General features: G+C 41.7%; 25 protein-coding genes. All 25 read right to left on the minus strand.

Annotated features, from left to right (window positions below):
- Positions 1-65: 65 nt before the first annotated feature.
- Complete coding sequence (locus tag HT718_RS07910) at positions 66-1340, minus strand: hydroxymethylglutaryl-CoA reductase, degradative (RefSeq protein WP_033680609.1); 1275 nt, start codon at positions 1338-1340, stop codon at positions 66-68.
- Positions 1340-2512, minus strand: coding sequence for a hydroxymethylglutaryl-CoA synthase (locus HT718_RS07915; RefSeq protein ID WP_173268117.1), 1173 nt, complete (start codon positions 2510-2512; stop codon positions 1340-1342). Before HT718_RS07915 ends, HT718_RS07910 begins: the two co-directional genes overlap by 1 nt.
- A gap of 112 nt (positions 2513-2624) precedes the next feature.
- On the minus strand, positions 2625-3074 hold the full coding sequence (locus tag HT718_RS07920) for a threonine/serine exporter family protein (RefSeq protein ID WP_000176932.1): 450 nt from the start codon (positions 3072-3074) through the stop codon (positions 2625-2627).
- A gap of 1 nt (position 3075) precedes the next feature.
- On the minus strand, positions 3076-3834 hold the full coding sequence (locus HT718_RS07925) for a threonine/serine exporter family protein (protein WP_000392945.1): 759 nt from the start codon (positions 3832-3834) through the stop codon (positions 3076-3078).
- A gap of 88 nt (positions 3835-3922) precedes the next feature.
- The gene (gene pknB / locus HT718_RS07930) at positions 3923-5824 is read right to left on the minus strand and encodes a Stk1 family PASTA domain-containing Ser/Thr kinase (protein ID WP_000614549.1); all 1902 of its coding nucleotides are present in this window, start codon (positions 5822-5824) and stop codon (positions 3923-3925) included.
- On the minus strand, positions 5821-6561 hold the full coding sequence (locus HT718_RS07935; RefSeq protein ID WP_000406242.1) for a Stp1/IreP family PP2C-type Ser/Thr phosphatase: 741 nt from the start codon (positions 6559-6561) through the stop codon (positions 5821-5823). Before HT718_RS07935 ends, pknB begins: the two co-directional genes overlap by 4 nt.
- A gap of 14 nt (positions 6562-6575) precedes the next feature.
- The gene (rsmB, locus tag HT718_RS07940; protein ID WP_173268118.1) at positions 6576-7889 is read right to left on the minus strand and encodes a 16S rRNA (cytosine(967)-C(5))-methyltransferase RsmB; all 1314 of its coding nucleotides are present in this window, start codon (positions 7887-7889) and stop codon (positions 6576-6578) included.
- Positions 7882-8817, minus strand: coding sequence for a methionyl-tRNA formyltransferase (gene fmt / locus HT718_RS07945; protein ID WP_173268119.1), 936 nt, complete (start codon positions 8815-8817; stop codon positions 7882-7884). Before fmt ends, rsmB begins: the two co-directional genes overlap by 8 nt.
- Positions 8818-8829: 12 nt before the next feature.
- Positions 8830-11226 carry a primosomal protein N' gene (locus HT718_RS07950; protein WP_173268120.1) on the minus strand — a complete coding sequence of 799 codons (2397 nt, stop codon included), beginning with the start codon at positions 11224-11226 and terminating at the stop codon, positions 8830-8832.
- Positions 11227-11291: 65 nt separating this feature from the next.
- Positions 11292-11606, minus strand: a complete 315-nt coding sequence (gene rpoZ / locus HT718_RS07955; protein WP_000979235.1) for a DNA-directed RNA polymerase subunit omega — start codon at positions 11604-11606, stop codon at positions 11292-11294.
- Between the two features lie 24 nt (positions 11607-11630).
- Positions 11631-12257 (minus strand): guanylate kinase, encoded by a 627-nt coding sequence (gene gmk, locus HT718_RS07960; RefSeq protein ID WP_000775041.1) that lies wholly within the window; start codon positions 12255-12257, stop codon positions 11631-11633.
- 129 nt (positions 12258-12386) lie between these two features.
- Positions 12387-14000, minus strand: a complete 1614-nt coding sequence (locus HT718_RS07965; protein ID WP_033678004.1) for a ribonuclease Y — start codon at positions 13998-14000, stop codon at positions 12387-12389.
- Between the two features lie 123 nt (positions 14001-14123).
- Entirely contained in the window at positions 14124-17096 is a 2973-nt protein-coding gene (locus HT718_RS07970) for a DEAD/DEAH box helicase family protein (protein ID WP_173268121.1), read from the minus strand.
- Between the two features lie 47 nt (positions 17097-17143).
- Positions 17144-17638 carry a hypothetical protein gene (locus HT718_RS07975; protein ID WP_173268122.1) on the minus strand — a complete coding sequence of 165 codons (495 nt, stop codon included), beginning with the start codon at positions 17636-17638 and terminating at the stop codon, positions 17144-17146.
- Positions 17622-18473: a DUF6731 family protein gene (locus HT718_RS07980; RefSeq protein ID WP_124787866.1), complete on the minus strand. Its 852-nt coding sequence runs from the start codon at positions 18471-18473 to the stop codon at positions 17622-17624. Before HT718_RS07980 ends, HT718_RS07975 begins: the two co-directional genes overlap by 17 nt.
- A complete protein-coding gene (locus tag HT718_RS07985) occupies positions 18474-19793 on the minus strand; it encodes a restriction endonuclease subunit S (RefSeq protein ID WP_173268123.1) in 1320 nt (439 codons plus the stop codon).
- Positions 19786-21894 carry a class I SAM-dependent DNA methyltransferase gene (locus HT718_RS07990; protein WP_173268124.1) on the minus strand — a complete coding sequence of 703 codons (2109 nt, stop codon included), beginning with the start codon at positions 21892-21894 and terminating at the stop codon, positions 19786-19788. Before HT718_RS07990 ends, HT718_RS07985 begins: the two co-directional genes overlap by 8 nt.
- Positions 21895-22109: 215 nt before the next feature.
- On the minus strand, positions 22110-22364 hold the full coding sequence (locus tag HT718_RS07995) for a Txe/YoeB family addiction module toxin (RefSeq protein ID WP_000924721.1): 255 nt from the start codon (positions 22362-22364) through the stop codon (positions 22110-22112).
- A 2-nt stretch (positions 22365-22366) separates the two neighbouring features.
- Positions 22367-22621, minus strand: a complete 255-nt coding sequence (locus tag HT718_RS08000; protein ID WP_000388572.1) for a type II toxin-antitoxin system Phd/YefM family antitoxin — start codon at positions 22619-22621, stop codon at positions 22367-22369.
- 131 nt (positions 22622-22752) lie between these two features.
- On the minus strand, positions 22753-23850 hold the full coding sequence (locus HT718_RS08005) for a nucleotidyltransferase (RefSeq protein WP_173268125.1): 1098 nt from the start codon (positions 23848-23850) through the stop codon (positions 22753-22755).
- Positions 23851-23859: 9 nt separating this feature from the next.
- Entirely contained in the window at positions 23860-24600 is a 741-nt protein-coding gene (locus HT718_RS08010; RefSeq protein ID WP_173268144.1) for a class I SAM-dependent methyltransferase, read from the minus strand.
- 109 nt (positions 24601-24709) lie between these two features.
- Positions 24710-25063: a ribosome silencing factor gene (gene rsfS / locus HT718_RS08015; protein ID WP_061759530.1), complete on the minus strand. Its 354-nt coding sequence runs from the start codon at positions 25061-25063 to the stop codon at positions 24710-24712.
- Positions 25064-25075: 12 nt separating this feature from the next.
- The gene (locus HT718_RS08020) at positions 25076-25576 is read right to left on the minus strand and encodes a cysteine hydrolase family protein (protein ID WP_000844697.1); all 501 of its coding nucleotides are present in this window, start codon (positions 25574-25576) and stop codon (positions 25076-25078) included.
- Positions 25577-26170: a bis(5'-nucleosyl)-tetraphosphatase (symmetrical) YqeK gene (gene yqeK / locus HT718_RS08025; RefSeq protein ID WP_173268126.1), complete on the minus strand. Its 594-nt coding sequence runs from the start codon at positions 26168-26170 to the stop codon at positions 25577-25579.
- On the minus strand, positions 26170-26799 hold the full coding sequence (locus HT718_RS08030) for a nicotinate-nucleotide adenylyltransferase (protein ID WP_173268127.1): 630 nt from the start codon (positions 26797-26799) through the stop codon (positions 26170-26172). Before HT718_RS08030 ends, yqeK begins: the two co-directional genes overlap by 1 nt.
- Positions 26800-26812: the final 13 nt, after the last annotated feature.

Genomic DNA, 26812 nt, shown 5'->3' on the forward strand with positions numbered 1-26812 from the left:
GTTTGCTCTTTGATTTTCACTGAGTATAAGCACAAGAAAACTCAGACCGAATTCGTCTGAGTTTTTTATGATCTTAAATTTTCTAGGTAGCGCTGGGCTGTCTCTAGGTTAAAGGTTTTATCTGCGATGAGGCGCTCGACTAGGGGAGCAACCTCGGATTCACTAGCACCTGCTAGGAGAGCCAAGGATTTGGCCTGCAATTTCATGTGACCTTGCTGAATTCCTGTACTCACCAAGGCTTTGAGGGCCGCAAAGTTTTGGGCGAGACCGATAGACACGATAATCTGAGCTAATTCTTTAGCAGAAGGATTTCCTAGTAATTCATGACTGAGGGCTACACGAGGGTTGAGGCCGATAGAGCCGCCTTTGGTCGCTACAGGCATGGGCAGGGTCACCTCACCGACCAATTCTTCTCTTTCAAGGTCCAGTGTCCATTGACTAAGACCTTGATAGTGTCCTTCTCTACTAGCAAAGGCATGGGCTCCTGCCTCAATAGCACGCCAGTCATTACCAGTTGCAATCAAAACGGCATCAATACCATTAAAAATCCCTTTATTGTGGGTAGCTGCTCGATAAGGATCAGCTTGCGCAAATTGGCTCGCCAAAGCAATTTTCTCTGCATTTTCTCGTCCTTGATCCTTTTGACGGCTCAAATAGCGAAAGGCGATGCGACAACTTGCAGTAACCAAAGAATCGGTCGCGTAGTTAGACAGAATACCCATGAGACTCTGTCCCTGACTGAGTTCTTCTACGACTGGCTTCAAGGCTTCCAGCATGGTATTGAGCATATTTGCTCCCATGGCTTCCTGCGTATCGACATGGAGATAAACAACGAGGAAGTCTGTTTCGCCTTTAATCTGCTCTACATGCAAATCACGCGCCCCTCCTCCGCGTTTAACGATAGAAGGATAGGCTTGATTAGCAAGTTCTAAGAGTTCTGCTTTCTTGCTGGTGATCTTCTCCTGCGCTTGTTCAGGATCAGCAACTTGATAAAGAGCTACCTGACCAATCATCTGACGCTCATGGACTTGTGCAGTAAAACCGCCTGCACGCTTGATGATTTTACTTGCATAGCTGGCCGCAGCAACCACTGACGGCTCTTCCGTCACATAGGGAACTGTGTATTCCTGACCATTGACAAGAACCTCTGGAACCAGCGAATAAGGCAGAGAAAAAGTTCCCACTACATTCTCACTCAGCTGGTCTGCGACAGTCACACTAATCTGTTCATCCTGCTCCAGACTGGTTTGTTTTTCAGGACTAAGGAGCGCCTGAGCTTTTAACAGCTCGAGGCGCTCTTGGTATGATTTTTTAGAAAATCCATTCCAACTTATCTTCATTATTTTTCAACCTTGCTATAACGGCGTTGGTGGTCCACAATTTCAACCAAGGCAAAATCTTGATTTTCATAGCCAGCAAACTGGGCAGAGTTTGTTTCATCCAAGTCCACTTCCTCAAAGAAGACTTTTTCATAGTCCGCAACAGACAGGGCAGTTCTTTGGTTGAGCTTGTTCAAACGCTCTTTATCCAGATAAGCTTCATATCCTTCAACCAATTCACCACTGAAGAACTCAGCCACAGCACCACTTCCGTAACTATAAAGGGCAATTTTATCCCCAGCCTTCAAGCTATCTGTATTTTCCAAGAGAGATAAAAGTCCAAGGAAAAGTGAACCTGTATAGATATTCCCCACCTTTTGACTGTAGAGAATAGACTGGTCAAAATGCCTTTGCAAGAGGTCTTTTTTCTCTTGAGGCAGGTTCTTATCCACGATTTTTTTCAAGCCTTTTAGCGCTAATTTAGGATAAGGCAAGTGGAAGCAAACAGCCGCAAAATCATCCAAAGTAAGCTGGTAGCGTTTTTGGTATTCAAGCCAAGTTGTTTTCAAACTATCCAAATATTGTTGGGTAGAATAAACACCATTTACATAAGGCGTTGTCGAGTAATTTGGACGCCAGAAATCCATGATGTCACGGGTCTGAGCTACATTGTCATTATTAAAGGCCATAATGCGTGGATTTTGTGTAATCAACATAGCCACACTTCCAGCACCCTGTGTGGGTTCTCCTGGAGTTTCAATACCATACTTGGCAATATCACTGGCGATGACCAAGACCTTGGACTCTGGAGAATTTTCCACATGCAATTTGGCATAATGGAGGGCAGCTGTCGCTCCGTAGCAGGCTTCTTTAATCTCGAAACTACGAGCAAAGGGCTGGATGCCCAGCAAGCCATGTACAAAGACGGCTGCAGCCTTGCTCTGGTCAATTCCTGACTCGGTAGCCACAATGACCATATCAATTTCTTGTCTTTCTTGCTCAGTTAAAATAGAGTCACTTGCACTAGCCGCCAAGGTCACGATGTCCTCAGTTAAGGGTGCAATACTCAATTCCTTGAGCAGGAGTCCTTTGCTTAATTTTTCAGGGTCAATTCCCCTCGCTTCTGCTAAGTCTTGTAATTTCAAGACATATTGACTGGTCGCAAAACCAATCTTATCAATACCGATTGTCATATTTACCTCTGTTTTATCATTCATGTAAAAAATCGTTCTATACTATTTTATCACAAATAGCAGTAAAAGAGAGAAAAAAGACTTGATTCACCAAATCAAGTCCCTTATGAATCTAACTTTTATGCTGTTTTCGTAAATAGGAATAAAGTCTAAGAATCACTGTTCCGCTAGCCATTCCAATGGAAATCACCAAAGCCAACATAACCACCAAAGTTGCACTAGCAATGGCGTGACTGTAATCCCCCGTCACAAAAAAGGCAGTTGTCCGATAAGAAAGATAACCCGGAACCAGAGGCGCCAAGATGGCTAAGATAAAGACCACAGCAGGTGTCTTATAAAGAATACTCAAAATTTGGCTGACACATGAACCGATAATGGCCGCAATGAAGGTCGCTACAATGACATTGGTTGGTTCCTTGAGCAAGAGATAGATTAGCCAGACAGCCATGCCCAAAATCCCTCCAGGTAAGAGCATAGAGCGTTGCACATTGAGTACGATTAAAAAAGTGATAATGGCAAGAAGACTTGCCACTGCTTGTAATAAAAAAGTTGTAAGTGTCATATTAATTCATCAATACCAAGGCGACAGAAGTTCCTGCCCCTAAAGCGAGGGTAATGAGCAGGGATTCAAACATCTTACTCATACCAGAGTTTATGTGGTTGGTCATAATATCACGGACCGCATTGGTCAAGGCAATCCCTGGTACAAAAGGCATAACTGCACCAGCTATAATCAAATCTGCCGTTGAAGGAAAGCCTGTGTAGCGAGCCCAAAACTGGGCTATCATCCCAAAGACAAAGGCTCCAGCAAAGGCTGTCACAAAGGGAATTCGAATAAACTTCTCTACATAGAGGGAAAAGGTAAAACCAAATAAGGTAGCCACTCCTGCCCCAAGTGCGTCGTAGATATTTCCGCTAAACATGACCGAAAAGAACGGTGCACTAAAGGTCGCAGCTAGAGTTACCTGTAACTTGGTATAAGGAAGAGGTTGGGCTTGCAAGGCCGTCAATTGCTTGAAGGCTGTCTCTAAATCAATCTTCCCCCCAACCAACTGACGGGAAATCTGGTTCACATCGCAGACTTTTTCGATGTTATAAGAAGAGGAGGTCACGCGCTTCATTCGCGAAATATTGGTATTTTCAATGGAGAAAAAGATGGCGGCAGGCATGGCAAGAACATTGCAGTCTACAATCCCCTGCGAATGCGCAATACGAATCATGGTATCTTCTACACGATGAATCTCTGAACCACTTTTGAGAAGAATGGTTCCTGCTAGCATAATCACATCAATGACGGCATTTAATTCTCTTGATTCTTCCATGCTTTCCTCCTTTTATCAACTCCTTCTATTCTATCACAAATCTGGAGTCAAAAAAAATCTTTGCCATAAAATCATGACAAAGATTTGTTTAATCACGAGAATTTTCGTGGTTGCCTTCACTACTTGATTGAGTAGTAGCAGGTGCATTCCCTCGTTGATTTCCTTGTTGGTTCCCCTGACTTGGTGTCGTAGTAGAACCTTGGTTTCCACGTTGGGATGGTGCTGATGATGACGTTGACGGCGGTGTTTTTGGTTTGTAGATTGAAATCTTGACACGCGTCTTAGTCAAATCAACCTTTTCACCCGCTTTTGGACTCTGTTCAACGACTGTACCCTCAGCAGTTCCATCAGGAGCTGTCGACACTTCTACAACTTCAATATTGGCTTCTTTAATACCGACAATTTGAACGAGATTGTTTTTAGTAAATTCAAGACTAGATCCTATATAACTTGGCATGGCAACGCTGGTTACTTTCTTAGCAACGGTTAAGGTAATCGTTGAGGCCTTGCTCAAATCATAGGTTGTTCCGGCAGCTGGACTCTGTCTGAGAACAGTTCCTGCTTCACTCTCACTTGATTCTTCTTCCTCAATCTTGATGAGATTTTCAGGAACCTTCTTCTGCTTGAGTTCTGCGATAACATCTGTCGATTTACGGCCGATATAGTTACTCAATTGGAAGGATTGCTTGCCTGAAGAGACAACCAAATTGATTTTCGAACCTTCTTTTCGAGTCTTTCCAGCTTCAGGATCTGTACGGATAATCCGCCCTTCTTCCACCTTTTCACTAGCCTCTGATTTCTCCTCGCCAATCTCAAAATTGGCTTTCTTGAGCGTTTCCTTGGCCTCCGCAACTGTCTGACCTGCCACATCTGGAATGGCAATGGTTGCAGGAGTTCTGGATAATATCCAAACAAGAGAAGCTGCCACCAATACAATGCTGGCCAACAAAATCATATAACGAACTCTAAATTTCCGTTTCTTAACAGGCTTGCTTGCGTAATTGTCTTCTGAAGCCTGCTGACTCGGCTTCGCAGTCTGTGGCTTCGGACTTTGTGTTTGCACCTTAGGAATCGAGGTCAAGGTACTCTGGGATACCTTTGGTAGAGTCTTGGTGTCTGCCTTAGTAGTATCATTAAATACCAGTTTAGGCTCATTTCGACGATTGTAAGACAAACTACTAGACAAGTCCACATACATCTCTGCAACTGACTGATAACGATCTGTCAATTTCTTGGCAGTTGCCTTGATAACAACATTCTCCAAAGCCTGAGGCACAGATGGATTTTCATCAATAACTGACGGCAGTGGTTTCTGGAAATGCTGAAGGGCGATGGTCACCGCGCTATCCCCGTCATAAGGGATATGACCTGTCAACATCTCATAGAAAATAATCCCCATGGCATAGATATCACTCTGTACCGTCGCCTTCGAACCACGCGCCTGCTCAGGTGACAAGTAATGAACCGACCCCAGCATAGAGTTAGTCTGGGTCAGACTCGTCTCTGCAAAGGCGACCGCAATCCCAAAGTCTGTGACCTTGGCAGTCCCATCTGGTGTCAAGAGGATATTTTGCGGTTTCAAGTCCCTGTGAACAATTCCTCTGGTATGGGCCAAACGCATAGCCAATAGGATTTGTCCCATGATACGGACGGCTTCTTCATTAGAAAGAGGATAGTGTTCCTTGATATAGCGTTTAAGGTCCAGTCCAGCAACATATTCCATTGCGAGATACTGTTGACCATCTTCCTCACCAATATCTGTTATCCGAACGATATGAGGATGGTCTAGATCTGCCATAGCTCTCGCTTCACGCTGAAAACGAGCTACAGCTATCGGGTCCGTCTGGTAGTTGGTCCTCAGGACCTTCACTGCCACTTCTTCTCCGTCTAGAATTAAATCCTTGGCCAAATAGACATCTGCCATGCCTCCTCGGCCAATCTGTTTCACAATCCGATAGCGTCCGGCAAAAATCTTGCCGATTTGGATCATTCTGCATCCTCCTCGTTCATAGAAACAAGGGCAACCGTAATGTTGTCTAAACCTCCTGCATTGTTAGCAAAACGCACGAGCGTCGCTGTTTTATCTGCCAAAGGAATATCACTGGTTACAATATCACAAATCTCACTGCCTGAAATCATGTTAGTCAAACCATCACTATTGAGCAAGAGATAGTCACCTGGCTCAAGGGTAATCATTCCAAAATCAGGTTGAACTTCATCTTTTTGACCGATAGATTGAGTAATAATATTTTTCTGTGGATGACTAGCAGCTTCTTCTGGTGTCAATTGACCTGCCTTAAGCAATTCATTGACCAAGGAATGGTCGCTCGTTAACTGGTGGTATTCTTCTCCACGAATCAAACCGATACGAGAATCTCCAATGTGGGCATAGATAGCCTGATTGCCAATAATAGCAACAGCTTCTAGAGTTGTTCCCATTCCTTTATAGGCATCATCTTGTCCAAGTTGATGAATCTTTTGATTTTCAATTTCTAGGTAATTGGCGAACCATTCACGCACTTCATTGACTGTATCGATTTGGGTATCAACCCAAGCTATACCTAGGTCTGTTACCGCCATTTCACTAGCGATATTCCCTGCGCGATGACCTCCCATCCCATCAGCTAAAATAATCATGGTACGCCCAGCTCTATTGACATAGTGGTTGACATAGTCTTGGTTATTTGTTCGTTTCTGACCAACATCTGTTAATAATGAAATTTCCATGTGTCAGTTCCTTCCTAATCCGATATCTTACGAAATTGACTGATGAAGAATCCATCACTTCCATACAATTCAGGTGTGATGAGGAGACAGCCATCTTTCATGATATCCTTACATTCATGTTCTAGTGTTACCTGCTCAAATTCAGGATGACTTTCTAAAAATGCCTGTACGACTTGAAAGTTCTCCTCTGAGACAATAGTACAGGTACTATAAGTTATTATACCACCTTTGCCTATTGTTTGACAAACACTACCTAATATTTCTAGCTGAATTTCCTGTAAGGACGCGAAATCTGCCGTTTCTTTATTGTATTTGATGTCTGGTTTTCGGCGCAGAAGACCGATTCCTGAACAGGGAGCATCCACCAAAATCTTATCAAATGAATTCTTCCCAAAAAACTCATGCACCTTTCTGGCATCCAATTTTTGCGTTTGAACCCGATCTGCAACTCCTAAACGTTGGGCATTTTCTTGGATTAAGTCCAACTTGTGATCGTACAAGTCCAGAGCAGTAACCTGACCTGTCGTAAGATAAGAGGCTATATGAGCTGTTTTTCCACCCGGAGCCGCACAGGCATCTAGAACCTGCTCATCACCTTTTAAATCAAGCGTCGGAGCAACCAATTGACTGGATTCGTCTTGAATGGTAATGGCTCCATTCGCAAACAAATCATGGCCTGCAAAATGCCCCTGCTCCTTGACGAGACCAGAAACAGACAAAGGTGAATCACTAGCCTCCAACAAGGCTTGAATTTCCTCTTTTCGGTTTAAATCAGTCACTCGGATGCTAGCCTTGTTTCGCACCAAAAGACTTTCAAAAATAGCTTGTGCTCGCTCTTCACCGTATTCTTCCTTGAGTTTGGAAACTAGCCAAACCGGGAGAGAATAGGCAATGGAATCACGCTTGTTTTTTCGCTTGATGCTAGCAATATCTGGCCAGCCTTCACGCAGAATACGACGAAGGACAGCGTTGACTAATTTTTCACTGCCTTTTTTACGGACTTTGGCCAATTCTACTGCTTCATTGACCACAGCATGGTCTGGAATCTTGTTCAAATAGCGGAGTTGGTAGGCACTCATGAGAAGAAGGACATAGAGCCAGCTATCTAACTGGTCTCTGTCTTCGATAAAGTGGGATAGGTACCATTCCAGAGTCAATTTACGGGCTACCGTTCCATAGACCAGCTCGGTCACCAAGCCCTTGTCTGCTGTAGAGAGCTGACTTCCTTTGAGATGCTTATTTAAGGCGATATTTGAGTATGCTTGATTGATAAAAACATCCTCTAATACTGCTAGGGCTAAACTTCTAGCCGTTTCTACTTTAGTCACCAAATCGTTCTCCTACAGTCAATGTACGTCCAACACCGTTGAGGAAGGAAGCAATGTCCATCTTAGGTTTACCTGCTGGCTGCACTTGCTTGAGAGACAAAGCTCCTTCTGCCGTTGCGACAATCAATTCTTTCTTGCCGATAGAGAGAATTTCACCTGGATTTCCCTGACCTTCTACTGGTAGGGCTTCATAAATCTTAAAGCGGTCTCCCTTAAGGAAAGTATGGGCAACAGGCCAGGGGTTCATCCCACGGATTTGGTTGAAAAGTTGACGATTGCTTTTATTCCAGTCCAATTTTTCTTCCTCTGGCTTGATATTTGGAGAGAAGGTAACTTGGCTTGGATCCTGCGGTTCAGGTTGGATGTCACCAGCAATATAGGCAGGCAAAGTATCCAAAAGCAAATCACGACCAACTAGCGCCAATTTCTCAAACAAGGTGCCGACATTGTCCTCATCCGTAATCGGAATACTGCGACGAGAAATCATATCTCCTGCATCCATTTCCTTAACCATTTCCATAATGGTCACACCAGCTTCCTCATCCCCTTGAATCAAGGCATAATGGATCGGAGCACCACCACGGTGTTTAGGAAGGAGTGACGCGTGAACGTTGACCGCAAAATCCATGCTATCAAGGAGTTTACTTGGGAGAAACTGGCCAAAAGCAGCAGTCACAATTCCATCTGCTCCTAGCTTCATAAGATCTTCCATCTCTGGACTTCCAGATAATTTTTCAGGTTGGTAGATAGGAAGACCTGCTTCCTTGGCAGCCTGCTTGACTGGGGTTTCTTGGATAACTTTTTTACGACCAACAGCACGGTCTGGCTGGGTCACAACAGCTAGAATTTTGTAACGATCATCTGTCAAAAGTCCTTTTAAAACTGTTGCTGAAAAGTCGGGAGTCCCCATAAAGATTAATTTTGTCATATCTTCTCCTTCTTATAAAAATTGCTGTGGCTCATGGTCAATGCTGAGACGGAGCTCACTATTTTCCCGTTCTTGAGTCAAGGCCAAGACCTGGTTGAGGGTTGGCCCCAGCTCATCTTCTAAACGGTATTTAATCAAAATCTGGTAATGATAGAGGTTGTGGGTACGAGCAATAGGTTTGGGCGTCGGCCCGAGGATATTACTGGTTTCGGACAAACCTGACCGCAAAATGTTCATAACTTCATAGGCGCGTTTGATTACCTCTTCTTCCTTCTTGTGAGAAAGGGTAATGCCAATCGTAAAATAGTAAGGTGGATAGCCTAGTTGTCGTCTGATTCCCATTTCATAGGCATAAAAGCCTTCGTAGTCCTGGTCTTTTGCAAATCGAATAGCATAATGCAGAGGATTGTAAGACTGAATCAAGACCTGACCTGCTTTTTCAGCACGTCCTGCCCGACCTGCCACCTGAGTCAAAAGCTGGAAGGTTCTCTCAGAAGAACGGAAATCAGGCAGATTTAAGGCAGTATCCGCATTGAGCACTCCGACCAAAGTCACATTGGGAAAATCCAATCCCTTGGCAATCATCTGAGTACCTAGTAAAATATCCGCTTCACCCTTGCCAAACTGCTCAAGAAGTGCTTGGTGACTACCTTTTTTGCGAGTTGTATCCACATCCATGCGCAGAATACGTGCCTCTGGAAAGAGTTCAGCTAGCTCATCGTAAGCTTTCTGAGTTCCTGTTCCATAGTAACGAATACTGCGGCTCTTACAGTTAGGACAGGCCTGAGGAATGTCCTTCGAGAAACCACAATAATGGCAGTTCATGGTCTTGGTATCCATATGGAGAGTCAGAGAAATATCACAGTTAGGACAAGTATCCACCGTCCCACACTCCCGACACATAACAAAGCTAGAATAACCACGACGATTGAGCATAAGAACCACCTGCTCTTTTTTAGCCAGACGTTCCTGAATAGCTTCTAGCAAAGGTGGCGTAAAGTTTGACGTCTCATTCTGTCCGATATAGTCTCGAAAGTCAATTACTTGAACCTCAGGGATTGTGGCTAGAGGATTGGCTCGTTGCGTCAGACGTAAGTGTTGATAGACGCCTTTACCAGCACGCGCACGGCTCTCTAAGCTCGGTGTTGCAGAACCAAGGACTAAAGCCGCTTGATTATACTGAGCCCGTAAAATAGCTACCTCTCTAGCATGATAACGGGGATTACTGTCCTGCTTATAAGTCGCTTCATGCTCCTCATCGATTATCATGACACCCAGATTTTTAAGAGGAGCAAAGATAGCGGATCTAGCACCAACCACAACTTGGGCATCGCCGCGTTCCACCTTGCGCCATTCATCATACTTTTCACCATTAGACAAGCCTGAATGAAGAATGGCCACTTTCTCACCAAATCGAGCAATAAAACGCTCCGTCATTTGCGGCGTCAGGGAAATCTCAGGCACCAGCAAAATAGCTGTCTTGCCCTTGTCCAAGGCCCCTTGGATAATCTGCAAGTAAACCTCAGTCTTCCCACTTCCTGTAATCCCTTGAAGGAGGAAGGGGGGCTGATGACTACCAATAGCATTGACAACCGCATCACGCGCCTGTCTTTGCTCTGGATTCAACTCCAAAGGCTGACTTGCTTCAATCCCTTCAAAATAAGCAGCCGAGCGTTGCACTTCCTTTTGGACTATGGTCACAGCACCTTGTTCCACAAAGAAGTTGACTTGCTCCCGCGAATAGAACTCTAGCAAACTAGCCAAGGAAGCACTCTCAGGATGAGACAGCAAGTAATCTCTCAGTTCCAACTTTTTCTTGGCGCGCGCAGAAATCTCGACACCTTCTAATTGAGCAAGATTTACCTCATACCAAGACTGGGTCTTGATCTTCTTTTGATCGACCGCCTGATATTCCAGACCAAGCAGGCCTTTTCTAGTCAATCGCATCATTTCAGCTTGCTTACCTAAATCTAGAGAAGAAAAGGCAAGCGAATCTTCTGAACCAAACAGACGATCTCGGTCTTCCTGACTCAGACCTTCGAGAGGATAGAGAATCTTGTCATAGCTGGAGTTCAGAAATCCCGGTAACATAGCCTTAAGGATAGAGATTTTATAAGAAAAGACGGACTTGCGGAGCTCTTCAGCTAGCCAGAGTTGTTCTTGTGTGAGAACAGGTGAAAAATCCAGTACCTCGACAATATCTTTTAAATCTTGCTCCATCTCTTCTTCATCTGATTGGGACTCCAAACCAAGAACAATCCCTTGAATCAGACGATTTCCCTTACCAAAGGGCACATGAACCCGCATCCCAACTTCCAACATTCCCTCAAATTCCTCAGGAATCCTGTAACTATAGGGCTGGTCCGTCTGCATCAAGGGCACATCTACGATAATCTTAGCTAGGGCCATCTTCTCACCTCCTCCTCGTCAGTACATTCTTGCAATAGAAAAAATAAGATTGAGTCCCCCCAACCTTAAATTTTTTCACCATCTTCTTTTTCTTTAGCGATTTGCTCTTTGATTTTCTTTTCTTCTTCTTCTTTGCGACGTTTTTCTTCTTCGATACGGCGACGCACTGCTTCACGTTTTCCTTCTGGATCTGGGTGAATTGTAACGTTTCCTGATTCGATTTCTTCTAGAGCGCGAAGAGTTGATTTTTCAGACTTGAAACCTTGAGTAGCTGGCGCACCTGCTTCCAATTCGTGGGCACGTTTTGCTTCCAAGATTACGAGTGAATATTTTGATGGAACCTTGTCGAGCAAGGTATCAATAGAGGGTTTTAACATCATTTGCTTGTACCTATTTTCTAAATTTTATCTGGTAGTTGGAGATTTTGGTAACATCTCCTGATAGTGACCAATGACACGATCCACACGGAAGTGTTCTGCTTCGATCACACGTTTGACACGCTCAGCAGCTAGGGGCACCTGATCGTTAACAATCGCATAATCATACTCACGCATAAGCGCAATTTCTTCCTTGGCTTTTTCAATTCGTTGGGCAATCACTTCTGCACTATCTGTTCCACGACCTACCAAACGATCTTGCAATTCATCCAAATCTGGTGGTGTCAGGAAGATAAAGACAGCATCTGGAACCTTTTTCTTGACCTGAAGAGCGCCCTGAACTTCAATTTCAAGGAAAACATCGATTCCCTTGTCCAAGGTTTCATTGACATATGTCAGAGGAGTTCCATAGTAGTTGCCGACATATTCCGCGTATTCCAACATCTGTCCTTGACGAATCAGCTCTTCAAACTCTTCACGAGTACGGAAGAAATAGTCAACACCGTCCACTTCTCCAGGACGTTGTGCGCGTGTCGTCATCGATACAGAGTATTGAAATTGGTTTTCAGAACTCTCAAAAATCTCTCTTCTAACCGTTCCTTTGCCAACCCCTGAAGGACCAGAAAAAACGATTAGTAAGCCTCGGTCTGCCATTGTGTCTCCTTTTAGTCAGTCTGTGAAATAACATTTCTCTAGAATAATGGCAAAAAGCCAGATTATCCTTTACAGTCTTTCTATCTAGTGTAACAAAAAAGCAGTAATTTTTCAACTGCTCTTTCTTATTTATTTAGCATAATCTACTGCACGAAGCTCGCGAATCACGGTTACCTTGATATTTCCTGGGTAATCGAGATTGTTTTCAATTTTCTCACGAACTTTGTGAGCCAAGATTGTGACTTTGTCGTCCTTGATTTGTCCTGGATTGACCATGATGCGGATTTCACGTCCTGCTTGAAGGGCAAAGCTAGTTTGCACTCCTTCAAAGCCGTTCGCAATTTCTTCCAAATCATGGAGACGCTTGATGTAGCTTTCAAGAGACTCACTACGAGCACCTGGACGAGCTGCGCTCAAGGCATCTGCCGCAGCGACGATCACTGCAATGACGCTCTCAGCTTCAACATCACCGTGGTGACTAGCGATCGTATTGACCACAACTGGGTGTTCCTTATACTTACGAGCCAATTCCATACCGATTTCAACGTGGCTACCCTCAACCTCGCGGTCAATAGCTTTCCCGATATCGTGAAGGAATCCAGCACGACGAGCAAGAGCCGCATTTTCACCCAGTTCGCTGGCCATGATACCAGCCAACTTAGCAACCTCAATCGAATGGCGCAAGACATTTTGTCCATATGAAGTACGGAACTGCAAACGTCCCATGATCTTCATCAAGTCTGGATGGAGGTTCGGCGCACCAATCTCATAGGCTGCTGCCTCACCGTATTCACGGATCTTATTGTCAATCTCTTGACGGTTTTTCTCAACCAACTCTTCGATACGAGCTGGGTGGATACGACCATCTTTGAGCAACATTTCCATAGTCATACGGGCAATCTCGCGACGAATCGGGTCAAAACCTGACAAGGTCACCACTTCTGGTGTATCGTCGATAATCACATCAACCCCTGTCAAACTTTCAAAGGTACGAATGTTACGACCTTCACGGCCAATAATGCGTCCCTTCATAGTATCATCTGGCAGATGAACTGTTGAGTTTGTTGACTCCGCTACATATTCACCAGCGATACGTTGCATGGCTTGAACCAGGATATCCTTGGCCATTTTGTCAGAACGTTCCTTGACCTCTTGCTCAGCTTCGCGAATACGGCTGGCAATCTCCTTGGTCAAGTTTTCCTCTGTCTGTGCCAAGATAATATCTCGTGCTTCTGCCTGAGACAGGGCACCAATACGCTCTAGTTCTGCTTCTTTTTGTCTTTCGACTTCCTCTAATTGCTCTTCACGCGCATCAAGGTTTTTCGCTCTATCAGAAATACTTTGTTCTTTTTGTTCAAGTGTTTGTTCTTTACTCGTCAAATTGTCGTCCTTACGGTCGAGGCTAGTAGCTCTCTCAGTCAAACGACTTTCGATTTGTTTGAGTTCTTGACGTTCTGATTTGAATTCAGCGTCCACTTCTTCACGGTATTTTCTGGCTTCTTCTTTGGCCTCCAATAGTGCTTCTTTTTTAAGAGACTTACTTTCACGTTTGGCTTCATTAACAAGTAAATCCGCTTCACGCTCAGCTTGTCCACGTAAATTAGTTGCTTCTTGTTCAGCATTTAAAAGCATCAACTCTGCAGCTTCCTGAGATGATTTCATCTTAGCTGAGATGCTGACATATCCAATGACTAAACCAATGATGACGGCAAAAACAGCAATCGCAATCGACATGATTTCCATGTTTTTACCTCATTTTATTGTTATTCCGAATGACATACATTCTTTTACATTCTACCATAAAAAAGTGATTTTCACAAACCTAAAATAGAATATGTTTTGAGGAAATTAGTGTGAATTTTAGAATTACACTTCTTCGGATCCCTTCAAACTTTTGAACACATCATCAATAAATATATCTGCTAATCTCTTCTTGAAAGAATCATTATTTAATAGAGCACCAAATAAATCTTGACTCTGAGAGTATCCTTCTATAAGAGCATTGTCAATCTCTTCTTCAAAAGCAAAACCAAAGTCTTCTCTAGAGTTGACACGGGCAGATTGCTTTAGTCTTGGATTCTTTTTCATCAGTTCACGAATGGATACCGCTCCACTTAGACCGACTTGGGGATCAATATCCAAATCCAACTGTTCGTTAATTTCATCTAAGATTTCAGATAAACGCTTCTCCTGGTCAGTCGTAACACCTCCAGTACTTGGCTTGGTAAGTATTAACTCTGGATGATATTCCAATTCAGAAACTGACCTGAAAGAACCTGTTTGCTTATGTTTCATATAGTCCACTACGATCTTATCTGCAATTGTAAAATCATCTCCTCCAATGCGAACATCAATCATCTTGACAAGACTTTGCAGATAATTATAACGTTCGTGTAGAACTTCATTTTGATAAGCAGTTGCCTGAATCAAGAAAGTATACATTCTAAGAAAACCTCGAATAACCTTTCGAATAGAAAGTTGTTCTTTCTCATCAAACCGTCTAACTCTATCATAACCTTGATTTAACAGAGAAACCATCTTTTGCTTTTCTCTGCTGTTTCTCTTTTCTTGGTATAAGAATTGATTAAATTCATGAACAACATCACTGTCCAAGATACCATACTCATCAATTTTCCGATCCAAGGTCAAGACATCACTAGGTGTGACTGTATCTGCTAAAATAGTCTCACGGTAGTAGGGAGAAAAAGCTGAGCGAATATCGTCATAAGTATTTTTAAAATCAAGGATGAAGGTCTTCTTGTTGTATCCTCTATAGATACGATTCAAACGAGACAATGTTTGCACCGCAGCAACACTTCGCAACTTTTTATCTACATACATAGCAACCAGTTTTGGTTGATCAAACCCTGTCTGATACTTGTTTGCCACAATCAGGATTTGGTAGTCCTCCGTATCAAAATGATCTTTCAAATAATCTTCCTTGACCTGATTCATTTGCGACTCAGTATATTCACTACCTTGATAATCAACCTTGCCAGAAAAGGCAATCAGGGTTCCAATACTAGTAATACTGTGGTCTTTGAAGTACTTTTGAAAGGCCAATTGATACTTAACTGCTGCCTCACGACCCGAAGTCACAATCATAGCCTTACCTTGACCACCCAATTCAGCCATAATATCATGACTGATAAAGTGATTCATGATAATTTCAACCTTTTGATTGATATTTTCATCAGATAGTTCTACAAACTTTGCAATCTTACGCTTGGCAAGAGTTGTTTTTAGCTCAGGATCTTCTTCGACTGCTTTATTGAGCTTGTAATATGTCTTATAAGTCGTATAGTTATCTAAAACATCTAGAATAAAACCTTCCTCAATAGCTTGCTTCATACTATAAACATCAAAAGGAGCTTTAGAACCATCTGCTTGTGTTGTACCAAATAGCTGTAAAGTTGTCGCCTTTGGAGTTGCGGTAAAGGCAATGATTGAGACATTGTCCTGCTTACCTGTCCGAGCAATCTCCTGCTCGATAGCATCCGCAACACTTACTTCTTGAATCTCATCGATAGTTCCATCTTCTGTATCTGTTTCTGTCAAGACTTGACTAACCGAACTCATATAGGATCCTGTCGTTGAACTGTGGGCTTCATCAATCAGGATGGCAAATTTCTTTTTCGCAGTGTTCCCTACAGACATCCAGTTGGATTGGTTGATCTGGGCAAACTTATGAATAGTCGTAGCTATGATTTTTGTATTTCCTGCAATCGCATCCGCTAAGTCACTGGAGGTTTCTTTATCTCCCATTACCTTAACTACACCATGCTTGTGGGAGATTTCCTTGACCGCTTCTTGCAATTGACGATCTACTACAATACGGTCTGTAACGATTAATACAGTATCCACAATATTTTGATTTTGTTCATCATGGAGCGATACTAAACTATGAGCCAACCATGCTATGGTATTGGTTTTACCAGAACCAGCCGAATGCTGAATCAGATAATTACTGTCAGTATGGTTGACTTTCATGTCCTCTAGGAGACGGCTAACTGCTCTTCGCTGATGGTATCTCGGGAAAATCAGGGTCTTCTTTTTATGCTTATCCATCTCAAAAAAGATAAAACTCTCTATTAACTGGAGAATACTATCCTTGGTCAAGACATCAAGCCACAAGTAGTCTGTATCGACACCATCAGGGTTGTGAGGGTTGCCACTTCCCATCTCAATACCTTCCCCTTTCCCCACATTAAAAGGTAGAAAATAGGTTTCTTGTCCTTTCAATTGCGTCGTCATATAGACTTCTAGGGTATCCACTGCAAAGGAAGCCAAGACTCCCTGTTCAAAACGGAAAAGACGATTCTTAGGATTGCGCCCCTTGAGCTGCTTGATGGCATCCTGAACAGACTGACCACTGGGATTAAACTTAAGCTCTATAGCAAATAGTGCTAATCCATTGATAAAGATAACTAGGTCAATGCGGTCGCTCTCCTCGTAAACCACTTCTTCCATAATAGATAGACAGTTGGCTTGGTATTGTTGAACAGCCTTTTCATTAAAACTAGTCGCAGGTTTACGATAAAGAAGACGAAGTTGTTTATTTTCAATAAAAACTCCTTCTTTCAAGGCGAATAAAAAGCCTCCCTTGACGATTTCTTTATTAATCAGATTGACGATTGTCTCCTTGCTAAGCTTTTTAAGGAGATAGTCCATGGTCTCTTCCTGAGTCTCCATCAGAAAATCCCATAGGAGTTCCACATCCATGGCTAATCTAGGATCGTAGCAAGTAGCGTCCCGCTGAATATAGTCATTTTTTTCTTTCAAGTCTTTGATAATCCACTGCTGGAAATCATAGCGCTCCTTCAAGCCCAAATTTGCCATAGTTTCTCACTTTCTAATACTAACTAAAATTTTTATCTTCCTTATGCTTAAATATCATCATTTTCCGTCATCTTTCTTCTTTCTTTCTCAGAATCTATAGTAATTTTCAATATTTTTCTAAACGCCTTTATTAAATCACATAGCGATAATACAAAAAACGTTAATAATCCAATAAATATAGAAAGAGTTACACGTAAAATATCATTAGTGCTACTTGGTTCTTGAGCAAGAAAAAAAGAAGGAAAAATTGTTAATATAAAGGATAATAACGATAGATCAAATAGTCTTTCTATTATCAATAAATCTACATTAAGACTTTTTAATTTTTTTATAAATCGATTTGTTGCAAAAAATGATGTTATTCCAAATGCAGCAACTAATACACCTGATATAAAAATCAAAACATTTTGGATAGATGATACGAATTCAACATAATTATGGATAACACATAATTGAAGTTGGGAATGAAAAGCGTAGAAAGATACTATTAAAGAGATTATTAAAAATAAATATCCCTTGTATTTTCTAATCTTTGAAAGCAACTAAATATCCTTCCTTCTCTTTGTATGCTTTTTCCAGTTTATCGTAAATAATATCATTATCAATATCTTCTATGTAATATTTTTCATAATAGTTCAACTTATGATTTACTAAATCTATTATCTCAGAATCACCATAGACAGACATAGTTCTTATCTTTACATTTTGATTATCTTTATAAGAACAAAATTCGTCTATTGCACGTCTCAGTCTATTTTTATTTAAATCAGTCCCCTTAATTCTCAATTCCATACTTTTTGCTGACATTTCCTTAGCAAATTCAACACCACTATTAATATCTTTTACTTGTTCTGAGAATAATGATAAATTTTCTGGAATAGCGATTGAAAAAACAACATCATGAACATGTCGCATCTTATCTAGATTTTTAGTGGCATCCTTATCCTTTATGATAACAAATTCAAATTCTTTATAATCAATTCCGACCTTTAAAGCTATAAATTTTCTTAATTCTTCTATTGTAGTTTGCGATTTCCCTCTTTTCTGAAGCAAAATGCTATTTTTAAAATCATACAAAAATTGAGCATCATTAGCTATTCCTTCGGTATCTTCTTTTTCCACAATATCTCTATTTTGAGTCTGAATATCATCAATTTGAATATCTTGCTCCAAATTAACCTTTGCAATAGTAAATACTATATAAGTATCTGTTTTACGAATATCATTGCGTAAATAATATGATAGATTTCCAATAGATTCCGTAACCAATGATACTGCTGGATTAAGACCTGCAAAAAATGCATTAATCTTTGATACTGCATTTGTTTTAGAAACAGCTTTATAAAAAAGACACTTGAATTCACGTTCCACAAGCATTTACACCCTCCTCTTCCCTGTTACATAATCATAAATAAGAGTTTGTCGTTGTTTATTAATATTTTTAATTTGATCGTTCTTGATGACAATCATTTTATTTATTTGCTCTATTTTTTTATCTAAATACTCTACGATTGTTTCCTGAACAACACGATTTGGTAGTACAATTTTCAGCGAAGATAGATACTGGTTATTTATAATTGGTACAATCGTGTAAAGTGCTGTCTCTCTAATATATTGACCACTTGAAAACATCAAATAAGCTAGATACTTTGGAAAGGTTTGTCCCGTCACTTTCAACGCTGTAATTTGTTGATTTGAATACGAATGATTTTCCGAATAACCAACTTTACCAATACTTGCAATACCAACAACTAAAATTGTTTTTTCAGGATACACTGATAATTTTTGTTGTTTAACGATTTCACTTGTGATATAGTTCTCAGCACTAGTTAAATCGACGGATTCATCTGAAAAATCTCCTGGTTTAAACCAACGAACACCTTCCCTTTCTTGGTTTACACCTATAGATTGAGGTGGAGTAGTACCCGTTTGAAAATCTACATAATCTTTCAACCTTTTCACTTCCCACCCTTCAGGCACCTGTCCAATCCAGTCGATTCCTGAGTCTTTCATAGGTACGTTTTTATCCAATCCTTTTGTGACGGTTTCATAAATCAAGCTAGCTCGGTAGTCTTTGAGTTTTTGAATTTGCTCTTCCAATAGGGCTTTAACCTTATCTAACTGAGCTGTTTTCTTGTCTAGGAAATCAGCAATTTTAGTTTGTTCTGTTTTTGGCGGTATAACTACAAAGATATTGTTCAATATTCCTTGTGTTACACTAAAAACTTTAACCCCACTAACTTTATTTTGGATTTGTTTTCTATTAGCTATAGAATCAAATAAATGCATAAAATACCTAAAATCATGATTCTCATTATTTTTTAACCTAACTATAATTGTATGATAGCCAGCTAAGAAATAACCCAATGAGTCTAAACGAGTAGAAAAATTTCCTGCTCCTTCTAAATCTTCAGAAGTATCTGCAAAAATAAAATCTCCCTTGTTTAACTGTGCATTTTTATTTGATAAATAGGAATCATTAATAAAAGGTAATCTGGTGTCAAATGATTGCACTTGTTTGGTTAAACTAGAATGAATTTGTCCATAATTTATAACCGGAATTCCCTTTTCAGTCAGGCAATCTTTAGTAATACTAAGCCCCTTAGAAGTATTAAATAAATACTTGAATTTATTCATCTCCCACTCTTCTGGTATCTGTCCGATCCAGTCAATGCCACTCTCTTTCATCTTAGTCATGTTTGAGTTCCTCCAAGAGAGTCTGTAATTCTGCTTCCAAGTCATAAAACTCTGCCAAGAGCTTTTCTGCACTTTCTGGTGCTTGGTATTGATAGAAATAGCGGGTAAAAGGAATCTCTGCTCCATAGCCTTTTTCCTCATCAAACCAGTAGTGGGCGTCAGGTACATGAGGATAAACCTCACGCGCAAAGTAGTCTTCCACATCCTCTGTCAGCTTAACGATTTCACTGTCCTTGGTGGTCTTATCATAGACAATCCCATCGGCAATCTCATTTGCCTTGTCTTTCTTCTTGGTTCGGATAACCTCTGCTGTCTTGTCCATTTCACTCATAGCTAAGGCTAGCGCATTGATATTAGCAGACGTAAGCTTAAACTCTCCCAGCAAGTCCTTGATGACTTGGACAAAGTTCTCAAAGTTAGGATAGGTCTTGTCAGAGCTTCCCTTAGCAAGAGCTGTCAGGATAGCTTCTTGCTTGATCTTACCAGCTACAAAGTCCTGTAATTTTTTCTCATCCTTGGCTGAACGTGGTTCCATCTCTAGCAATTCTTGATACTTGTATTCATCAAATAGTTTAGCTAGGAAAGGAACGCTTTTCGCTTTCTCAATTGTTTCTTCGCTTATCTGGCCACGACGTTGCAGAGGTTGCATAACTGTAAACTCTCGATAGAGAAACTCTTGATTGTCAAAGATTTTTACATGGTCATTTTCTTGAAAATCATCGTACCAGCGAAGGATCTGACGGATATTATCTTGGGACAACTCACGGCGTTTTTGACCTAGAGATTTACGTAGAGGAACAAACTCCTCCGTCGCATCGATAAACTGGACCTTGTTCTGGCGCTCAGGAGACTTGTTTTTATTATAAATCCAGATATAAATCCCAATCCCTGTGTTATAGAAAAATTGACCTGGAAGGGCGACTATAGCTTCTAGCAAATCATTCTCAAGGATATAACGGCGAATCTGACTTTCTCCCGATGACGTCCCACCTGAAAAGAGGGGAGACCCATTTGAAATGATGGCTGCACGGCCATTTTCTTCTAATTTTGCAAGAGCATGAAGATGGAAGAGTAGTTGAGCATCTCCAGTTCCTGGAGTCGCAACAAAACGACCTTGACGACCTTCTGTTTTATCAAAGAGTTGATGATCTTTCTTAACTGCATCCTCAACCCCATCATCCGCATCCTTACCACCCCAAGCTTGACCGAAGGGAGGGTTAGCGATGACAAAGCTCATTTTAGTATCTGGAAAAGGATCTGTATCTTTTAAGGTATCCACCTTCACGAAATAGTCAGAGTCTTCCTGACGAATTAGCATATCTGCACGACCAATCCCAAAGGTTTCAGGCAAAACTTCCTGACCAAAGAGTCGGACAGTGGCTCCTGTATTCAACTGACGGATATAGCTTTTAGCTGTAGCCAGCATTCCCCCTGTTCCAGCCGCCATGTCTAGTATTTTCAACTCTTTTTTATCAACAAAAAGTTCTTCGTCTGCCTCAATCAAGAGGAGGTTGACCATCAGAGCAATAACTTCACGAGGGGTATAGTGAGACCCCGCTTCCTCATTTTCAGAAAATCGGCGGATGATATCCTCAAACATGTATCCCATACGCATAGAGTCGACTGAACTTGTAGACAAATCAATTTGAGAGAACTTTTTAATAACCGTGAAAAGACGACCACTCTGGGCTAGGGTACGGACTTGCTCTTTAAATTTTAGGTTTTCAATGATGTCCTTGACACGACAAGAATAGCCATCCAGATAGGCTATAAAATTCTCCTCGATTGCATTTGGATCGTTTTGAAGATTTTCCAACGTAAAAGGACTAACATTGTAGTAACGATAACCTGAAAGTTTCTCCAACACTTTCTCAGGTGTATTGGGATTTGCTTTGTATTGTGCTACCACCTGATCCTTGGTTGGCAGCAAAGCAGCTTCTAAACGAGTCAGGACAAACATTGGAATAATAACATCGCGATACTTATCTGCTCGATAAGCTCCTCTAAGGGTGTTAGCGATAGACCAAACCGTATTGACATCATTAGAGATTTGGATATCATTTGCTTGAAATAGTGGTAGTTTTTCTTTGAAATTAGACATTTACTTCCCCTGTTTTTATTATTAACAATTCTCTTCATTATACCACAAAATACGAGTTATAAAGCGTATTCAAGGGTAAAGATCGAAGTTCATATACTAAATTTCTTTACTGAGTTTTTGTCTTTTGTACTAGGGCTTCTGTCATTTTCCAAAAAACTTTATCTTAAACTTACTAATAAAAATTTAAAAAATAAAAAGTCTACTTCGCAGTAGACTTAGTAATGATCTTTGAAAGACAAGAAAGCCACGCTATCTCCATCCATCATATAAATCAATCGATTTTCTGCATCAATACGACGTGACCAAGCTCCTTGGTAGTCATACTTGAGTGGTTCTGGTTTTCCTATTCCTGTAAAGGGATCACGTTGAATATCCTTGATTAGTTTATTAATTCTTTTTAACGTTTTCTTATCCTGATTTTGCCAGTAGCAATAATCTGCCCAGGCATCTTCTGTAAACTTGAGCAGCATTCTTACTCCTCAATAACATGGACCTGAGTACTTCCAGCACGAACTTGAGCCATTCCTCGCAAAACCTTATCAGAAAGTTCCTTATTTTGAGCAATTCTCAGGGTTTCTTGGATACTATCCCACTCACTCTTTGAAAGGACTACAATGTCCTCGTCTGGATTTTTATTGACCACCGTTAAAGGCTCAAATTCATCATTTACCTTTTTCATGTAGTCCTTTAAATGATTTCGGAATGTTGAGTAAAGAACTGCTTCCATAACCATACCTCGTTTTACCTCTTTTCCACTATTATACATGAAAAGAAAAAAATTGTCAGGAACTTGTACAAGATTTTCTTTTTCTATCTATTTATTCGTAAAAAATTCAAAAAGTCCACCTTTCAGTAGACTTAGTTTGTTTCTATTCTTATCGGCACTCTTCCAAAATTCTGCTCTGCTATACTTGGATTTCCCAGTTGGTAAATCTGGTCTGCCTTTTGGGTCATAGCATCCCAGGGTTCTTTGCCAATTCGGCTGACTAGACTGACCTGCCCTTTCAGGGACTTAAGGTGTTGTCTTCCTTTTTCAGTAAATCCAAGGACATGAATGGCTTCTGGCAAGTCACCTTCTCTAGCTTGCACCAAGATATAGGTCAAGAGGCGTCTGACACGCGCCTTAGTGTAACGTTTGGTGGCAACCGCCTCGACTAATTCTTCTACAGACTGTGCTGTTTTAATAGCTTCATTAATACGCACAGCCATTTCTTGATTTACCTGATAGATAGTGGTTAGGTCGGGATTTGACAAGATTTGATAATGGAGCAAGGGAAAATAGTCATCCCAGCTCACCTTACTAGTCTGCTCAAAGAGGGAAACAGAAGGCATAAAGCGTTTTAAGAAATCTTGATCCTTCTGGTGCTGACGAAGAGCTGTCGCCGAAGCAAAGTTCACATCCTTATCCACAGAATGATAGCCAGCCCCCTGACGCTGAATCGGATGGAGTTTGATGTTGCGTCCCGCAACTGCCTTTGCATAGGCAAGAGCTAGGACATGATTGGGCGTATTGCCAGAAAAATCAAGCCCTGCAAATTCCTTCCACATGGCCTGGGTCTTCTGGGGATAAGAGAGGGAATCAGGCAGATTTTCCACAAATTTCTCCATCTCAGCACCCTGCTCTGTGTATAAGTCAGCAATTTTCTGGTAATCCAGAACTTCCTCTGTACCAAAAGCCAGACTATCAATGCCCAAGCGAGCCAAGATATCCACAGCTCCTTGACCAAAGAAATCAGCTGCCTGAACACTGACTAAAAAGGGCAATTCTACTACCAGATCCGCTCCATTTTCCAGTGCCATCTGGGCCCTTGTCCACTTATCCACAATAGCAGGCTCGCCTCTCTGCATGAAATTCCCAGACATGGCTACGATTTTCAATCCCTCAGCCTGCTCCAGCAGGTATTTGTGTCCATTATGAAAAGGATTAAACTCCGCGATAATACCTGTGATGGTCATGCTAATCTCCTACTTCTGCGCCACAAAAAACCAACGGGTACTTGTCTCTGTTGGCGCCTTGTCCTCAAAGTCCGCATAGAGTTTGAAGGACTTGAATCCAGCCTGTTCCAGCAGAATGTCATAGGTCAAGACCTCATAGGTCCGCTCCTCATGCACTTCATCGTGGCGACTAAAGGAATCATCCGCTTCCTTGATAAAGAAGGTCAACTCATGCACGATGGAGTGAGGTGCTTCGTCCTCGTAGGTATCCCAGAGCATGGCGAACTCTTCCGCATTTTCATGGTAAGAATAACCTGGGAAGACCTCATCTGTCTGGTAAGTCGAATGCACATCAAAGATGAAGACACCATCTTCGTTAAGGGCATTATAGACTTCCTTAAAAACATCCCCTACTTCCACCTCATCCTGCATGTAGCAGATAGAGTCCGAATAACAAGTGATAAAGTCGTATTGACCTGCCTTGGACAAATCCAGCATATTGCCTTCAATAAAATCAATTTTTTGTTTGGCTGAAGCCGCTCTCTTCTCCGCAATCTTCAACATATCCGAGCTCAAGTCCAGTCCAGTCACATCAAAACCAGCTTGAGAAAAGCGTACAGACTGAATGCCTGTCCCACAAGCCAATTCCAAAAGTTTCTTTCTCTCCTTGGTCTTAGGCAAATGACGAAGCGAAAAATCCGTCCATTTATCGTATAAACTATCATCCATCACAGCATCGTAAACAGCCGCAAAGGTTTCATAAGTTGCCATAATCATGATACCAAGAGCCTCCATGGCAAACACCACTCGCCCTATACCTTTCTATCCAATTTTCTAAAATAAGCAAAGAAACCCAGTTGGCTACAACTGAGTTCGTCTTCTAAGCAAGAGCTTCTGAAATATCTACTGACTCTGCCTCATGCCATAGCTTCTCTAGGTTATAGTGGGCACGCATTTCTTCTGAGAAGATATGCACAACGACAGCACCGAGGTCCAACAAAACCCAGCCTCCCGCTGCATCGCCTTCGATATGGCTGCCTTTAAAACCAGCTTCCGCTACTTTTTCACGGATATTATCAGCTATAGCGTCCAACTGACGGCTATTCATCGAGCTAGTGATAACAAAGTAGTCCGTCACGCTAGTCAAATCTTGTACATCAAGTGCGAGGATATCATCCGCACGTTTCTCATCAGCCGCTTTCACGACTAGTTCTAATAATTCTTTTTCGTTCATTTAGTCCTCTTTCTAGAAAATATGTTTGTAATCTAGGACATCTGCAAAGCGCCCCTCCCAAATGCCCTCATAAAATTCATTTATCGTTTCTGCTGGAATGTCTTTCCCATCAAACGTTGTGCAAGTTCCTTCTGGAATAATAAGCTGATAGCCATATTCAAAGGCAACCTTGACAGAGGTATCCACACAATATTCTGTCTGCATACCACATAAAACTAATTTTTCAATCCCCTGTTTATCCAAGTATTCTTTTAAACCCGTTTCTTTGAAAATACTGTTATACTTCTTCTGAAAGACCTTTTCATTAGGTTTTCGATTTAAAAGCTCAGATAACTGCCAATCTTCTGATGTTTGAGCTTCAGAGTCCTCAATATGTTGAACATAAATAATTTCGATATTCTTGCTTCTAGCCTGGTTTTGTAAATAAGAAATTTTGTCCAATAGACTATTTGTCTGAAAACCGGTTTCCACTAAAATATTCTGAACATCAATGATTATAAAAGCCGTTTTCATTTAGTCCTCTTTCAAATAGTGCACAAAGGCGTTATAGGTTTCAAGGGTTTGGGGATAGATAGGGAATCCCTGATGAGCTAGATGCTCCACGGTACGAGCTGTTTCGTAGGCCACTGCCTTATTAAGCGATAGACTTGCAATCTCACGCGCCACATCCACTCCAGGAAAGGCGCGATTATGCTCGATATAGTCTGCGACGTAGATAACCTTATCAAGATCAGTCATCTGACCAGCCCCAACTGTATGAATTTCAATGGCTCGTAGGATTTCAGAGTCTTGCAAATCCAAATCTTCCTGAATCTTGTAAATTCCAACCATACCATGCCAGACATTATTGCCCCAGTTTTTGAGGTCAGGGTCTAATTGGTAACGGTCAATCAAATCCAAAAATTCCTGATCTGACAGCTTTTTAGCATAGTCATGAAGAAGGCCTGCTAGGCCTGCTTTCTCGGCATCGACTCCGAATCTCTCTGCTAATTCTATGGCTGCACGCTCTACACCCAAACAATGGGTTAGACGTTTTTCAGGTAGAAGCTCTGCCATTTTTTCCAACAAAGCCTCGCGAGAGCAGTTGATATAGTCTTGATAATCCATCAGTAGAGCCCCTCCTTCTCGATATAGTCTAGCACCGGCTGAGGTAGGAGAAAGTTAGGTTTTCGACCTTGGGCAAGGAAATCACGCACCATGCTGGACGAGATATCCATGAGAGGCACATCCACCCAGATAACGGGATAGGAAGTCCCTGCCTTGTAGCGTGGGCGCTGAACTCCAACAAACTGAACCAGATCGACCAGCTCATCAATTCGGTACCACTTAGGCAGATAGTCCACCATGTCGGCACCGATGATAAAGTAATAATCCGTATCTGGATGTTGCTCTGTCAAAATCTTCATGGTGTCATAGGTGTATGAAATGCCCTTGCGCTCCAACTCAATGGTTTCAATGGCTAGGCCGTCAATCCCCTCAATAGCCAACTCAAGCATCTTGAGACGATGATTCTCAGAGATGGTTTCTTTTTTGTCCACATGAGGAGGTTGGTATTCAGGCATGAGCAAAACCTGGTCCAGTCCCAACTGCTGGTGTACTTGGTCCGCCACAACAAGATGGGCATTATGAACAGGGTTAAAATTTCCCCCTAAAATCCCGACTTGTTTGCGTTTTTTCTCCTTGATTTCTGGCTCCAACTCTACCTTGGTAAAGGGAGTTAATAGTTCGATTGCCATAGGCTAGTCTCCT

Source organism: Streptococcus sp. 714, assembly GCF_013277115.1.
Lineage (GTDB): Bacteria > Bacillota > Bacilli > Lactobacillales > Streptococcaceae > Streptococcus.